General features: G+C 64.8%; 7 protein-coding genes. All 7 read right to left on the bottom strand.

Annotation, left to right across the window (positions count from 1 at the left end; translation table 11 throughout):
• Positions 1-14: 14 nt before the first annotated feature.
• The 7 genes from xylB to NYR97_RS18175 all read right to left on the bottom strand — a co-directional run bounded on the left by xylB (position 15) and on the right by NYR97_RS18175 (position 15,876).
• Positions 15-1,508 (bottom strand): xylulokinase, encoded by a 1,494-nt coding sequence (gene xylB, locus NYR97_RS18205; RefSeq protein WP_316695163.1) that lies wholly within the window; start codon positions 1,506-1,508, stop codon positions 15-17.
• Positions 1,505-3,886 carry a glycoside hydrolase family 95 protein gene (locus NYR97_RS18200; RefSeq protein WP_316695162.1) on the bottom strand — a complete coding sequence of 794 codons (2,382 nt, stop codon included), beginning with the start codon at positions 3,884-3,886 and terminating at the stop codon, positions 1,505-1,507. The genes xylB and NYR97_RS18200 overlap by 4 nt, the downstream gene beginning before the upstream one ends.
• Before the next feature lie 91 nt (positions 3,887-3,977).
• The gene (locus tag NYR97_RS18195) at positions 3,978-6,881 is read right to left on the bottom strand and encodes a TIM-barrel domain-containing protein (RefSeq protein ID WP_316695161.1); all 2,904 of its coding nucleotides are present in this window, start codon (positions 6,879-6,881) and stop codon (positions 3,978-3,980) included.
• A gap of 123 nt (positions 6,882-7,004) precedes the next feature.
• Entirely contained in the window at positions 7,005-8,744 is a 1,740-nt protein-coding gene (gene galD, locus NYR97_RS18190; protein ID WP_425613005.1) for a GH35 family beta-galactosidase GalD, read from the bottom strand.
• A gap of 11 nt (positions 8,745-8,755) precedes the next feature.
• Positions 8,756-10,672, bottom strand: a complete 1,917-nt coding sequence (locus NYR97_RS18185) for a sialate O-acetylesterase (protein WP_316695160.1) — start codon at positions 10,670-10,672, stop codon at positions 8,756-8,758.
• A gap of 106 nt (positions 10,673-10,778) precedes the next feature.
• Positions 10,779-13,043: a WD40/YVTN/BNR-like repeat-containing protein gene (locus NYR97_RS18180; protein ID WP_316695159.1), complete on the bottom strand. Its 2,265-nt coding sequence runs from the start codon at positions 13,041-13,043 to the stop codon at positions 10,779-10,781.
• Between the two features lie 109 nt (positions 13,044-13,152).
• Positions 13,153-15,876, bottom strand: coding sequence for a TonB-dependent receptor (locus NYR97_RS18175; RefSeq protein WP_316695158.1), 2,724 nt, complete (start codon positions 15,874-15,876; stop codon positions 13,153-13,155).
• Positions 15,877-15,890 lie beyond the last annotated feature (14 nt).

The following is a 15,890-nucleotide window of genomic DNA, read 5'->3' as shown; positions in this document are numbered from 1 at the left end:
AAGGGGGTTGTCGATCAGCCGGCGTAGAGCGGGCTGACGACCTGCAGGTGCTTGAGGAAGTTCTGGTAATGCTGTTGATACTGGGCCACGCGCTGCGGATCCGGGCGCGCCGATAGCGCCTCGTCGGTCTGCAGATGCTCCAGCACCACATCCGACAATGCGTCTGCACCGCCATCGTCGCGATCGCAGGCCCACAAGGCCTGCAATGCAGCGCCGAAGGCGGCGCCTTCGGGCTGGGTTGGCACCACGACCTGCAGATTGAAGATATCGGCCACCATCTGCCGCCATTGCGCGCTCTTGCTGCCGCCGCCGGTGAGCAGGATGGTGTCGAACTGCAGGCCTGCGGCAACGAATGCATCGAAGCCGTTGCGCAGGCTGTAGGTCGCCCCTTCCATCGCGGCGCGATAGAAGTGCGCCGGGGTGGTGTTGTACAACTCCATGCCGAACAGGCAGCCGCGTGCGGACGGCAGATTCGGGGTGCGCTCGCCATTGAAGAACGGCAGCAACACCAGACCATCGGCGCCCGGTGTGGTGCTGGCAATCAGCGCCTCGGTCTGTTCGCGGGTGATGGAAAACATCTGCATCACCGCCTCGGTGGCGACGGTGCAGTTCATCGTGCAGATCAGCGGCAGCCAACCGCCACTGGAAGAGCAAAACGCGGCCCAGCGTGCCTCGTCGTCCACCACCGGGTGATCGGCATAGGCGAACAAGGTGCCGGAAGTGCCCAGGCTCATGGTCAAGCGACCCGGCACCACGTTGCCGGTGCCGATCGCGGCCATCATGTTGTCGCCGCCGCCGGTGGTGACACGCACGCCGGCCGGCAGATTCAGCGCCTCTGCAGCTGCGTCGGACAAGGCATACACCGCGCCGGTTTCCACCAGCGGCGGCAATGCATCGCGCAGATCGCGCTGTGCATCCATCGCGCCGAGCATGCGCTCGGACCACTGGCGGGTGCGCACATCCAGCCAGCCGGTGCCGGAGGCATCGCCGACTTCGGTGAAGCGCTCGCCGGTGAGCCAGAAATTCACGTAATCGTGCGGCAGCATCACCGTGGTCATCGCGGCGTACGCCTCGGGGCGATGCTTGCGCGTCCACGGCAATTTGGAGGCGGTATAGCCGGCCATGATCGGGTTGCCGGCAGTGGCCACAGTGCCGGCCACGCCGCCCACCAGGTCCATGATCTCGTCGCACTCCCGCGCGGTGCTGGTGTCGCACCACAGCTTCACCGGTGCGGTGACGCTGCCATCGGCGGCCACCGGCACAAAGCCGTGCTGCTGGCCGGAGACCGAGATGCCGCGTACCTGCGCACGCAGCTCTCCATCGAGCTGTGCGAAGCAATGCACGATGCCGTCGATCCACCACTGCGCCTGTTGCTCGCGGGTGCCGTCATCGCGGCTGATCAGCTCCATGGGCGCGGCGATGGTGGCCACCACCTCGCGCTCCTGCGGATCGTAGGCCACCAGCTTGACGCTCTGCGTGCCCACATCCAGTCCTATGTACAAGCTCATTGCGTCACCAATCGGTTGTTGTTGAGGCCGACCTGCTGGGTGCGACCGGCGCCCAGTTCCAGGTCCAGGGTCTGCCCTGCGTAAGACAGTTGATAGCGCCCGCCACGGTCGCTGTGTACGCGTGCCTGCTGCAGGCGACCGCCGTCCCATTCCAGGTCCACGCTGGCACCGCCGCGCACGCGCAAGCCGCGCACACTGCCGCGCGGCCAGGCACTGGGCAATGCGGGCAGCAAAAACACGCTGCCACCCCAACTTTGTAACAGCATCTCGGTGATGCCGGCGGTGCCGCCGAAGTTGCCATCGATCTGAAACGGCGGATGCGCGTCGAACAGATTCGGGTAGGTGCGCTCGGGCGAAATCAGCAATTGCAGGATGCGATACGCATGCTCGGCATCGGACAGGCGCGCCCACAGATTCAAGCGCCAGCCGATGCCCCAACCGGTGGTGTTGTCGCCACGCGTTTCCAGCGTGCGTTTGGCTGCAGCGGCAAGCTCGGGCGTATCGCGCAGATTGATCTGGCTGGAGGGATGCAGGGCGTACAGATGCGAGATGTGGCGATGATGGATCTCCGGGGCCTGCATGTCCCAGTCCTGCTGCCATTCCTGCAACTGCCCCGCCTTGCCGATGCGGTTGGGCGGCAGTTGCTCGCGCAGCGTGCTCAGTTGTTGCGCAAAGGCATCGTCGACCTTGAGCAGTTTGCTCATCGCGATGCATTGGGCGAACAGATCGCGCAGCAGCTGCGCATCCATCGTGGGGCCTGCACACAGTGCTGCGTTGAACGGATGCTGGTTTTCCGGCGACATCGAGGGGTTGGTCACCATCGCGCCGGTCTGCGGATCCTTGACCAGCGTGGCGACGAAGAACTCCGCCGCGCCCTTGAACAAGGGATAGATCTTGCCCAGGTAGGCACGGTCACGGCCGTAATCCCAGCGGTCCCACAGCTGCTGCAGCAGCCACACGCCGCCCATCGGCCACAGGCTCCACTTGGCGCCATCGATCGGCCCGGCCTGGCGCCACAGATCGGTGTTGTTGTGCACCACCCAACCGGGCGCGTCGTACATCGCGCGTGCGGTGTGTGCACCGGTTTTGGCCAGATCGAACAGCATCGATTCCAGCGGTTCGACGCATTCGTGCAGCGCGTTGGCCTCGCTGGGCCAGTAGTTCATCTCGGTGTTGATGTTGATGGTGTACTTGCTTTCCCACGGCGGCTGCATCAGGTCGTTCCAGATGCCCTGCAGATTGGCCGGCTGCGAACCGAGCCGCGAGCTGCAGATCAGCAGGTAACGACCGAATTGGTGATACAGCGCCGCCATTGCCGGGTCATTGCCCTTGGCAAACGCCTGCACGCGTTTGTCGGTGGGCAGCTTCGCCGCTTCGCTGGTGCCGAGGTCGATCGCCACGCGCCGGAACAGCCGCTGATGATCGACCAGATGCGCACGCAGCAATGCCGCGTAATCCAGCTTGCCTGCTTGTTTCAAACTTGCTGCAGTCAGCGCGAGCGGGTCGCCATCGACGGCATCAAAGCGTTGGTAGCTGGTGGCGGCAGTGAGCAGCAGCACCACTTCATCGGCGCCTTCGATGCGCAAGCGGTCGCGCAGATCGCTGACCGTGCCGCCCTTGATCTGCGGCAACACGCGCAACGCAAAACGCAGCTTGCCGTCGATACCGGCGAAGCTGCCGTTGCGACCGCTGAACAACAGGCCGCCCTGCTCCACTGCGACCTCGCCGGTCTGCGGGCTGTCGATGCCCACGCGCAAGGAAATCGCACGGGGGCGATCGCAGGACAGGCGCACCACGATGCACTGCGATTGCGCCGACACGAACACTTCGCGCTTGTGCACAGCACCGCCGGAGCGGAACGTGGTGGTGGCCACGCCGGTATCCAGATCGAGCTGACGGCGATACTCACTGATGCCGTCGGCACGGTCGAAATCCAGCAGCAGATCGCCCAGCGGTTGATACGGCATCTGCTTGAGCGGACGCGAGAGCAACTTGGCGTCGGCCAGTGTCTCGGCCTCGGCATAGCGCCCGGCAAAAATCAGTGCGCGCACCTGCGGCAAGGCCGCCAGCGCGTCGGGGCTGGTGGCGTCGTACGGGCCGCCTGCGTACAGCGTGTCCTCGTTCAGTTGCAGGCGCTCGTGGGCAATGCCGCCCCACACCATCGCGCCCAGCCGGCCATTGCCGACCGGCAAGGCCTGTACCCATTCGTTGGCTGGTTCGCGATACCACAGCTGCAAGGCAGCGCCGGCAGCGACGGCAGGCAGCGCTTGATTGCCGGCTGCCTTCGCCTGCGCAGCAACAGCAGAAGCCGCCGGCGCAGCACCCAGCACCGCGAGTGCGGCACCGGTTGCCTTGCAGACTTCCCTGCGGGTCAGCACGTGCACCGCCGTGATGCATGACCGGACCTGCACGCCCGAGCCTTGCGGCGATCCGGCATCTGCGCACTCACTGACTGACAACGACCTGCGATCATCGGCGACGCGCTTTGCCGGACGCAATCTTGCGCTGCAACACGCTGACCGGCTTGCCGTCGTACTGGATGCTGGCGTCGGTCTTGGGCTCGAGCGCACCGGCATCGTCGCGCGGGCCGTCGACGAAGCGCACATTGACGGTGCGCCTGGCCTGCATATCGGTCCAGCTGCCTTCGCGCTTGCCGATGCTCAGCTCGCCCTTGGCCTGGTTCCAGCTCAGCGGAATGCGGCTGAATTCGCCCTTCTCGTAGCCGTAGCCCTTGCCGTCGTCCTCATACAGCGAGAACTGGCCGTCGGCACCGGTGTAGACCACCACGGTGAGCGGCGCATCCGGCGTTTGATCCACGTATTCCTGCACCGGGCCGGTCGGCACGATGGAACCGGCGCGCACGAACAACGGCATGCGCTCGATCGGCGCAGCGGCTTCGATGCTCTGGCCGCCTTCGTAGCGCTTGCCGGTGGAAAAATCCAGCCAGCTGCTGCCGGCCGGCAGATAGACCTGACGCGAGGTGGCGCCGAAGCGGGTCACCGGTGCGACCAGGAACGCCGGCCCGAACAGGTACTGGTCGTTGATGTCGCGGACCTTGGGGTCGTTCGGGAAGTCCATCATCATGCCGCGCATGATCACGCCATCGCGCTGATAGGTATCGCCGGCCAGGCTGTAGATGTACGGCAGCAGCGCGTAACGCAGGCGGTTGTAGTACGCCATGCTGTCGTAGAACGGCGTGCCTTCCGGGGCGATGTTCCAGATCTCGCGGTACGGGAACTGGCCGTGCGAGCGGAAGATCGGCACGAATGCGCCGAACTGGAACCAGCGCGTGTTGAGTTCGCGCCATTCCGGCAGGTGCGCCGGGTCCTGGTTCTCGTAGCGCTTCTCCACCGCAAAGCCGCCGATGTCGAAGGTCCAGTTGGGCAGGCCCGACAGCGCCATGTTGACGCCACCGGATATCTGGTCGCGCATGTCGTCCCAGCGCGAGACGATGTCGCCGCTCCACACCGCCACCGCATTGCGCTGGGTGCCGGCATAGCCCTTGCGCGAGAGGATGAACACGCGCTTGTCGTCGGCCGCTCGGTCACCCACGTACACGCCATGCGTGTGCGGCAGCGGGTAGGAGTTGAAGTATTCGGTAGACGAGCCCAGCGCGTTGGGCGTGGTGCGTGCCTTGCGCTCGCCGATGTCCAGGTTGGAATGCACGTCCGGTTCGTCGGCGTCCATCCACCAGGCATCGAAGCCCTTGCTGTTGAGCTTCTCGTTGACCTGGCGCCAGTAGATGGCCTGCGCCTTTTCCGAATACGGATCGTAGAACGAGTTCTTGTAGCCCTTGCCGATCCAGTCCAGCTCACCGACTTCGACGTTGCGCTTGTACATGAAACCGGCAGCGTCCAGTTCCTTGTAGTTGGCGGTGGTGGGATAGAACTTGGGCCAGATCGAAATCATGATCTGCGCATGCATGTCGTGCACGGCCTTGACCATGCCGTCCGGATCGGGGAAGTGCTGCGGGTCGAAATCGTGCGAGCCCCAGGCATTCTCGGGCCAGTACGACCAGTCGAGCACGATGTTGTCCAGCGACAGCTTGCGCTTGCGGTACTCGGCCACCGCGCCGACCAACTCGTCCTGGCTCTTGTAACGCTCGCGGCTCTGCCAGAAGCCGTAGGCCCACTTGGGCAGCATCACCGACTTGCCGGTGAGCTCGCGATAGCCGGCCACCGCCTGGTCGTAGGAATCGGCCGAGACGAAGTAGTAGTCGATCATCTGGCCGGCTTCGGACCACAGCGATAGGTCCTTCGCTTCGGCGGCCGGCAGCGGGTCGCGATGCAGCAGCGCGATGTAGCTGGGGTCGATCAGGTCCCACTCGACCTTGACGGTGTGGCGCGTGCCCGGCTCCAGCTCAAGCTTGAACTCGTGATTCCACGGGTTCCAGTTCTGGCGCCAGCGATCGACGACCAGCTTGCCGTCCACATACAGCTTGGCGTACTCGCTCGAATACAGCGAGAAGGTGTGCTCGCCACCGGTGAGCGCTTCGATCTCGCCCTCCCAGGTGACCTGCATGCGGCTGTCCTTGTCCTTGGTGATCGCCTTCTTCGGATACTTGGTCAGGTCGCTGAGGTACTGGTAGTTCACCTCGCTCTCGCGACGTTCGACGATCTGCTTGCCGTTGATCGCATAACGTGCGGTCAGCGCACCGGCCTTGCCCTTGGCGTCATACAACTTCAGCGTCTTGGGCAGCGGCTGCAGGCCACGCGGGTCGCCCAGGCGACTGATCGAGTTGTTGTCCCACAGCAGACCGTAGTTGCGGCTGGACACCAGGTACGGCACCGCCATGTCGATATTGTTCTGCTGCAACTCAATGTTGCGGCCCTTCTGGTTCATCCAGCCCTGCTGGTGCTGGCCGAAGCCGTACAGGGCTTCGTCGTCGGGCGACTGGAAACGCTGACGCACGCTCAGGTACTGCTTGCCCTCCACTTTCAGCGGCGCAAAGCTGCGCCCGCCGGCAACCTCCGACAGCACCGGCTTGCCATTGGCATCGGCGAAGCTGACATTGCCATCGACGGTGGACACGGTGGCGGTGATCTTGCCGGTCTTCAGCTGCACGCTGTCGCCCTGCTCGGCCAGCTGGAAGTTGCCATCGCCCTGCACCGGCACGCGCATCAGGCTGGGGCTGCGCGCGAAGTCGCCGTCCGGGTCGGCACTGACGCGGATGATGCCGGCATCGACCACCTGCAGACGCACCGGTGCGGCGCCCTTGGCGCTCGGCACCACGGTGACGCCATCGGCGGCCTTGCGCACTTCCTGCGCGTGCGCGGCATTGGCCAGCAAGGCCAGCGACAACGCCAGGCACTGCGCAAGCGGTGTACGTCGGGTGGCAGGCGCATGGCCGGCGGAACGGTTGATGGTTTGCATGTTCACTCCCTTGGAATTACGAAACGCTGCCGCGGGGGCGGCAACGCATGGGTTCATTGAATTCAACCTGGCGAACAGCGTGCTGCGCGACGATCGGGCTGCGCAGCACGTTGGTGGCCAGGCTTACTTGTAAGTCGCCAGCTTGATCTTGAGCAGCTGCGGCGCGCTGGAAAAATTGACGCCGTAATCGGTCTGGTCGCCGTTCCAGTTGCGCTCGAACTTCCAGTCGCTGCCGTCAAAGACGCCTTCCTCGACGCGGTCGTAGAGCATGTTGGCAGTCGCCTCGCTGGCCGGATGCAGGGTCACGCGCACGTGGTAGCCGGTGACCAGGAATTCGTCCGGACCCAGCTCGGCGATCAGCGCTGCACCGATCGGCTCCGGATTGCCCGGCGGCTCACCCTTGAACCAGAACTGCGGCACGCCGTAGGTGATGGTGGCGCCCCAACGCTCGTTGAGCTGCAGCTCCTGCACCGCCTGACCGGGTTCTTCGGCAGTGCCATGCAGCTTGCCTTCGGAGGCGGCCTTGGCGAACGGGCGCATGCCGCGCTTGACCAGGTCGAAACCCAGCGCGAATGGCGCCAGGGTTTCTTCGTTGACGTGCTTGGCGCCCAGCGGGTAGTTGGAATAACGCGTGTAGTCCATGCCGAACGCCGACCAGCCGATGCCGTCGTGGCCCAGCGTGGGGAACAGATAGCGCGCGTACTCGGGGCGATTGCCGGTTTCGGCGACGAACAAGGCGTTATCCGGCCGCGCGTAACGCTCCAGCACCGTGGTGTACATGCGGTACTCGGGCATGTAGATATCCGGCGCCAGCAGATCGATATGCGGGCCGGCGGCCTTCCACACATCCAGCACGTTGTCGGTGGGGCCGCCGCTGGCGTACTGACCAGGCTGGCCGGGATTGAACGGGCCACGCAGTGCGGCGTTGACGTACATCGGCAACGGATACTCGGCCTTGCCGGCCTCGGCCACCTGGTCGATATAGCGACCGATCGACCAGGCATGGAAGATCTCGTCGGCATCGGCACCGAACACCTGTACCCAGCTGCCCGGCTGCTTGTTCAAGCGCTTGAGCAGTTCCTCCGGCACCGGGCCGTCGAACAGCTTCTGCGCCATCGGCGAGAAATCGCGCACGCTGCCGTAGGTGCCCGGCTCGTTCTCGGGCTGGATCATGATCACGGTGTGTTGCGGATCGACTTTCTTCAGATGCTGCATGAAGGCAACGAAGGCCTTGCGGTCTGCATCCAAAGTGGCCTGCGCATGCGGCGACAGCGACCCGATCGCCTTGCCCTCGCGCGTCACCACGCGCGGGAAGCGCTGGTTGTCGGTCTTGACCCAGTGCGGCGCGTAGGCCGGGCCGTTGTTCTTCCAGGTCGCAAACCACAGCAGCACCAGCCGCACCTTGTGCTCGCGCGCTTGCGTGAGCAGCGTATCGACGAAGGAGAAATCGAACTTGCCTTCTTCCGGCTCGACCTGCTCCCAGGCGATCGGCACCTGCACGGTGTTGGGGCCCAGCACCTGCATCGCCGGCCACACCTTGTCCATCACGGCGGGATAGTTGCTGGAGTTGTTGACCTGCGCGCCCAGGATCAGGAACGGCGCGCCATCGACCATCAACGCATGCTTGCCGTCCTTGCTGACGAACTGCGGCATCGGTGTCTGCGCAGCCGGTGCCGCTGCGGTGGCAGGCGCGGTGGCTGCGGTGCCGGCAGCCGGTGCGACCGCGGCAGGTTTGGCCTTGTCCTGCTCGCCGGATTGGCACGCAGCCAAGGCCAGCGTCAGCGCGGACAGCAGCAGCGGACGCAGGCAACGGCGTGCAGTGGAAGGAGCGATCACACGTGCAACGGGGGAATGCATGGACATAAGACTCCGTGTCACCAGGTATCGGTGCGGAAGGGGGAAACAGGAAGGTGTTCGCGATTGACCAGGTTGGCGTCGTCCGGGTTTTCGCTCCAGCCGTAGCGCACCGCGACCGGCGCAGACACCGCATCGCTGCGCACGATCACGCGATCGCCATCGAGTTGCGCGGTGGCCGGATGGAACTGCTTGTCGGCACCGGCGACACGGAAGCCTTGCAACGCGCCACCGCCACGCACCTGCAACGCACTGCCTTGCAGATCGAAACTCAGCACTGCCTGGCCATCGGCGAAGCTTGCGCGCTTGAACACCGGCGCGCTGTACACCAGCGTTTCGCCATAAGCCACATGCCGCGCCGCAAGCGCCAGACGATGGCCGACATCGCGCTTGTTGGTGGGATGGATATCGGTGGGGTTGCCGATATCGATGATCACCGCCTGTCCGGTTGCCGGCAGCGCAAGCGTCCTGGACTGCGACTCGCGCAACAGCGCCCACGGGCTCATATCGCCCTTGTCGCCACCGGCTTTGAAATTGGCCAGCTGCACCCACAGAAACGGCAGCTGTTTCGCACCGCGTTCGGCGCGCCATTGCTGGATCATCGCCGCGAACTGCTCGCGATATTTCACCGCACCGGTGTCGCTGGCATTGGTTTCGCCCTGGTACCAGATCACGCCCTTGACCGGGAACGGCTGCAGCGGATGGATCATCTGGTTGTACAGCAGCGTGGGCAGCTGATTCTTGTTGTCGGCCAGCGACACGCGCACGGCGGCAGGGCGGAATTTCCAGCCGCTCAAGGCGCGCTTGGCACCGGCGCTGGTCTGCACAAAGCGCTGCTCGTCCGGGCCATGCATGCCGCCACCGCCACTTAGGTCTTCCACCCGCACCGCGATGTGGTTGACGCCTGCATGCAGTGCAGAAGGCGGCACGGTGTAGACGCGCGGTAGGTTCCACTGCTTGGTGGTCTGGCCAACCTGGGTGCCGTTGACATAGGTGATATCCGAGTCATCGATCTGGCCCACGCCCAGCGCAATCCCGGCCTTGGCCTCTGCTGCGCTCAAGGTGACCGTGGTGCGGTACCAGGCGATGCCATCCATGCCGTCATAGCCGTTGAGTTCCCATTGCTGGGTGGTCGGGATGCTGTCCCAGTCGCTGTCGTCAAACGTCGGTTCGCGCCACTGCGGCGTGTCGCCGTCCACCTTGGGCCAGCGCGCGATGCGCTTGCCGGTGGCGGCCTGTGCGGCGGCATCGCGTTGCTTGATCGCTTCGATCGCGCCCTGATTCTGCTCGGCGTTCAACCCCAGCGAGGCCGCATCCATCCATGCCTCGATCGCGCTGCCGCCCCAGGTGCTGTTGACGATGCCGATCGGCACGCCGGTGCTGGCACGCAGCTCCTTGGCGAAGAAATAACCGACTGCGGTGAACTCGCCGGCATTGTCCGGCGTGGCGGCCTTCCAGTCGCCGCCGGTCAGGCGCGCTTCCGGCTGCACCGACCACGATTTGGGCACCTTGAAGTGGCGCAATCGCGGGTCGTTGGCGGCAGCCACTGCCTGCGGACCATCGCTGGCCTGCGCCAAGGGCCACTCCATGTTCGATTGTCCGCTGGCCAGCCATACATCGCCGACCAACACGTCACGAACCTGCAACTCCCCGCCATCGCCCTGCACGCTCAGCACGTACGGGCCACCGGCTTTGTGCGCGGGCAGACTGACCTTCCACTGCCCTTTCGCATCGGCCTTGGCGGTGGCGCGCTTACCGTCGAAGCCGACCGTGATGGCGGCATTCGGCGATGCCCAGCCCCACACCGGCATCGGCTGGTCGCGCTGCAACACTGCGCCATCGGCAAACAACAATGGCAGGGTCGGTTGCGCCAACGCGGCGGGGCTGATCAGGGCCAGGCCCAACAGGCAGCCACAACGGATGAAAGAAGCGGTCATGCAGTGATCTCCAGAGTCGGCGCAGCCACGCGGCGCGCAACAGAGTGACAGCACGCGCCGCCGCATACAGTAAGACAGCGCGATGACGCGCGCAGGCACGCAGCGCTCATCGTGGATCGCCGTAGAAAATGCCACGCCCACCGGTCGCGAAGTACACGCGCCCGGGGATGCGCGGATCGCCGGTCACGCTGTACGGCTTGCCGAAACGGTGCGCATCGTCGTTGATGCGCAGCCAGTGCGCACCCTCGTCGTCGGAGCGGAACACGCCGTCCACGCCATCCACGCGGCCGGCCAGATACAGCGCCGGCGGTGCGCCCTCGTGCAACGCCTTGTCGATGCCCAGCGAACGCGCCTGTTCCGGTTTGGACAAGGTCTGCAAACGCCCGTCCTGCCAGCGCATCACGCCCAGCGTGGGGCTGGCCAGATACACCACGCCCGCCCGCCACGGATCCGGGCGCAGCTGCGGACGCGCACGCTCATCGCGCGCCGGGCTGCCGACCTGCGCACCGGTGTCGCGAAAGTTGGCCGCACCATCGTGACTCTCGAACAGGCGCCCGCTGTCGGTATCCACTGCATACCAGCGCCGCGCATCGACGCGATCGGCCACCGCCACCGCAGTGTCGGGTAGACCCTGCACACGTTGCCACTGCTTGCCGAAATCGGCTGTGCGCCACACACCGCCTTTCTCGGGCGCCCATACAACGTGGGATGCGTCGGCGGAAATGGCGATGTTGCCGGCGCCCTGCCCGGCCGGCGGCTCGCTGGCAAACGCCGTCCACCGCGCGCCGCCATCGCGCGAGTAGAGCGCGCGGATTTCATTGTTGCGGCGATTACGCACGGTGCCGCTGCGCACCACCCACTGCGCGGCCTGCCCGGCGGCATCGATGCTTTCGCCATTGGTCAGGCGCGGGCCGGCGTACTGCACTTGCGCACGGTCCAGATCGTCATGCCGAAAGCCATCGATATCGCCCAGCGCGCTGAGCAAATGCGCGCCCTGCATCGGGCTGAGCAGATCCAGCGGCACGGTTTCTTCCAGCCCGCGGTCCTGAAACCACCACTGCAACGGACGCTGATGCTTGGCGAAATCCTGCAGATTGCGCGAGGCCCAGATGCCGTAGCCGGTAACGAACAGCGCGTGATTGCTGTCGAACGGATCGATCGCCAAGGCACCCATCCAGTGCGGCGTCGCCTGCGCGGTCCACGGCGCGGCGCTGTGATCGAATTGCGAGGCGGCCAACAATGGCGTCCAGCTGCGACCGCCATCGACGCTGCGGAACAATTCATCGCGCGGTGAGCGGCGGAACGTGCTGGCCAAGAGCACCTGCGGCTGTTGCGGATCCACCGCCACCGCGCCCCAACCGAAGCCATCGCCAGTGGCCGGCTGCGCGATCGGGCTGATCTCGCTCCAGCGCTCCTGCGAACCTGCCTGCGCCGAGGTGTATTTCCATAGCGCGCCACCGGCCATCAGATCCGGGCCGGGCTGATCGCCGTAACTCAAATACCACTGTCCATCGCTGCCACCGGCCATATGACTGGGACGCAGACCCTTTGGCTGCCCGGCCACGGCCGACCAGCTGCGACCCGCGTCTTCGGAGACATACAGACTGGTTTGCGCAGTGGACACACCGACATAGATCCGCGGCGTGGGCGCACCAGCGCGGCCGCTGGCGGCATCGAACACGACAAAGGCGATGCCCACCGCCTGCTCGCGTCCAACATGGTTACGCGCAGTGGACCCCGCCAGTGCCTCGGCAGGAAACCCATCCACACGCGCCCAGTGCGCACCGCGATCGGTGCTGCGCCACAGACCCGCATCGCGCGAACCGAGCAACAGCACGCGACCATCGTGCGGGTCCACTGCCAAGCGTTCGCCATTGGAACGGCCCAGCTGGTTACCGCCCAGTTTGAACGGCAGATCGGCACGCTCGAAGCTGTGCCCGCGATCGAACGAACGCAGCACCGCCGCATTGCCGGCGCGCTCGTGCATATAGGTGCCCGCGGCCAGATACAGCGCCTTCGGGTCGGCAGGATCGACCGCAAATGCGTCGATCCCCATCAGATTCCAGTCCTCGGCACCCAACCAATCGGTCAGTGCGATCCACTGCTGCGCGCGCGCATCCCAACGGTAGGCGCCACCGACATCGGTGCGCGCATACGCAAGATTGCGCTCTGCGGGATGAAACAGCACGCCGGTGACAAAACCGCCACCGCCAATGACGACGCTACGCCATTGATAAGGCCCCTGCGCGCCGGAATCGGCGGCATGCAGCCGAAAGACAGACGCCAACAGCAGCAACGCCCAAAGACCGGCCTGCCACGCTTGCGTACGAAGACGACGGCGCTCAGTAGGCGGATCGATCATGACGATCATTCCTCCGGCTCCCTTTGCGGTCGATGATGGCCACCGACTGGAAAAACACCGGTCCAACGAGCTGCCTGCACAGCTCGCCGGACCGGAGACGCACTTCCTACGGCACGTTCTACAGGCTGGCCCGCAAGGTCAGGCCATACCGACGATCGTTGATCACGAAGTCGCGGTAGCGCGACTCGGAACCCAGATAGCTTTCGCGCCGGGTATCGAGCAGATTCACGCCATCGAGCGAGATCGACCAGACATCATTGATGTTGAAACGCAGCGAGGCATCCAGCTGGCCGAAGCCCTTGTTGTAGACCGGCAGATTGCCGGTGCCGTTGCCTGCGGTGGTCACCAGCCAGTCGCTGCGCCAGTTGTAGGCCACACGGCCCTGGAAGCGCGAGGTTTCGTAGCTGAGGATCGCGTTGTAGCTGTTCTTGGACAACCCTTCCAGCGGCACGGTGAGTGCCTGGCCGTTGGTGTCGGTGGCAGTGGGGCTGGGCGCCTCGCTGTCGACATAGGTGTAGTTGGTCTGCAGGCCAAAGCCGCTCAACCAGCCCGGCAGGAAGTCGAAGAACTGCGTGTAGCCCAGTTCCGCACCGCGGATCTTGCCGGCATCGCCGTTGACCGGGCGGGTGATCTGCCACACGCGGCCATCGTAGACCTCGTTGAACACGCTGTCGGCGATGAAGCCTTCGATCTTCTTGTAGAACAGGGTGCCGTACATCATCGAGCCCTGGCCGAAGTACCACTCCAGCGCGGTGTCGAACTGGTCGGCCTTGACCGGCTCCAGATCGGGATTGCCCGCCCTGCCGGTAAAGGTCGAGGCACCGTTGGAGCTGCCGGTGCTCAGGCTCAGGTTCGGATTGAGGCGATCGAAGGTGGGACGCGAAATGCCGCGCGAGGCTGCAAACCGCCACTGCAGCGTGTCGCTGAGCATCCAGCGCAGATTCAAGCTCGGCAGCACGTCGGTGTAGGTCTGCTGTGCATCCACCGGAATCAGGCCACCACCCTCGCCATCGGTGCCGGTACGCACACCGGTGGAACCGACCTCGGTCCGCACCACGCGCACGCCGATATTGCCGTCGAACGGGATCGAATCGCTGTCCACGCCGAAGCGCAATACGCCGTAGGCCGCGTAGGTCTTCTCGGTCTGCGCATTGATGTTGTTCGGGGAAAACTCCAGCGGGCTGGCACCGAAGGTGGCGAGCGTCTGCTGGTAGTTGGCAACCGCCGCATCGGATGCGGTCAGGGTCGGACCGAAGGCATGGCCTTCACCGCGGAAGAAATCGGTGATCGGATTGGTCACCACGCCCACGCTCGGGAACTGCGAGAACGGTGCGCCTGCGCAGTTGTTGATGCACATGAAGCGATAGATGTTGCCCTTGGTCTCGGCATCGCGGTCGGTGTAGCGCACACCGGCCTTGAAGCTGCGCACGAAGTCGCTGTCAAAGGCCAGGTCCATGTCGGCGCGCCAGGCTAACTCGGTACCCTTGTTGTCGTCCTTGTTGTCCAGGTGATAGCGCCAACCGTCGTAATTGTTGACGTCGGCCAGATAGCCTTCCGCACCGCTGGAATCGGTCACCGACAAGCGCGGCAGGTCGCCACGGAAATCGACGTTGAACTGCGGGCTGGTGGACTGACCGGTGGACAGGATGTAGCGCGTGCCGGTGGTGGTGGCATCGACATACTGGAAGTCGGTGCTCAGGGTCAGCTTCTCGTTGACCGTCCACTTGCCGCCCAGCGAGTAATCGGTGGTCACCGAGTGACGCTCGGTCAGGCTGGTGTTGGATTCGGTCGGCACATTCTGGAACGAGCCGTTGACGAACTCGTTGCGGCCGTTGACCTGGATGCCGGGCAAGCCCTGCATGTTGTTTGTGCCGGTCAGCGCGAAGAACGAATAGTCATGCCAGCTGAAGTCGTATTCCGAACGCAGCACCTGCGTATAGACCTCGACCGAATCGTTCGGGCGCCACTGCATCGCAAATGCGCCGGTCTTGCGTTCGCGCTCACCGACGGTGGTGTTGATGCCGGCGCCGTGCGGCACTGACACTTCCTGGCCGATGTAGCCCGGCAGATCGGTCTGCGTGTACCACGGCTCGATCGAGATGGTGTCCTGGCGGAACGGGCTCTTCTGCTGCGAATAATTCACCAGCAGGCCGATTTCGCCGATACCGGTCTGCCAGCGATCGCTGAACAGGCCCGAGAACGCCGGCTTGCCGTCGTCGGCCAAGTCGTAATGGTTGTACTGGACGCTGCCGGCGATCTTGCGGCCGTCATAGTCGAACGGCAAACGCGTGCGCAGATCCACGGTGCCGCCCAGGCCACCTTCGATCATGTCGGCCGAGGGATTCTTGTAGACGTTGACGCCGCCGAGCAACTCGGCAGAGACGTCTTCGAAGCTCAGGCCACGGCCGTCGTTGGCGGTGAAGATGTCGCGGCCATTGAGCTCGGTCCGCACCTGAGTCAGGCCGCGAATGGCGATCGAGCTGCCTTCGCCGTAATTGCGGGTGATCTGGATGCCGGAGATGCGCTGCAGCGCCTCGGCGACGTTGTTGTCGGGCAGCTTGCCGATGTCTTCGGCAACGATCGAATCGACGATCTGCTCGGCGTTCTGCTTGACCAGCTGCGCCTTGGTGACGCTGCTGCGGGTGCCGGTGACCTGCACGGTGTCGAGCTGCTGGGTGGTCGGGTCCTGCGCTGGAGCAGCAGTGGTGGTCGCGTCCTGCGCATAGGCCTGCGCGCTCAACAGCGTGGCCACACTGATGGCCATCACGGAGCGGCGGAAATCACGGATCGAACGCTGACCCACAGTCCGGCCTGCCGGAATGTGGCGATGTTGCACTGACATGGTGCTCCCTCCCA

This window comes from Xanthomonas hydrangeae, assembly GCF_032697525.1.
In the GTDB taxonomy this organism is placed as follows: domain Bacteria; phylum Pseudomonadota; class Gammaproteobacteria; order Xanthomonadales; family Xanthomonadaceae; genus Xanthomonas; species Xanthomonas hydrangeae.
Note: the sequence above shows the minus strand (reverse complement) of the source record. Positions and strands in the feature narration are given on the sequence as shown.

Coding starts and splice junctions, on each gene's coding strand:
- xylB (WP_316695163.1), bottom strand. CDS start 1,508: ATGAGCTTGTACATAGGACTGGATGTGGGCACGCAGAGCGTCAAGCTG.
- NYR97_RS18195 (WP_316695161.1), bottom strand. CDS start 6,881: ATGCAAACCATCAACCGTTCCGCCGGCCATGCGCCTGCCACCCGACGT.
- galD (WP_425613005.1), bottom strand. CDS start 8,744: ATGTCCATGCATTCCCCCGTTGCACGTGTGATCGCTCCTTCCACTGCA.
- NYR97_RS18185 (WP_316695160.1), bottom strand. CDS start 10,672: ATGACCGCTTCTTTCATCCGTTGTGGCTGCCTGTTGGGCCTGGCCCTG.
- NYR97_RS18180 (WP_316695159.1), bottom strand. CDS start 13,043: ATGATCGTCATGATCGATCCGCCTACTGAGCGCCGTCGTCTTCGTACG.
- NYR97_RS18175 (WP_316695158.1), bottom strand. CDS start 15,876: ATGTCAGTGCAACATCGCCACATTCCGGCAGGCCGGACTGTGGGTCAG.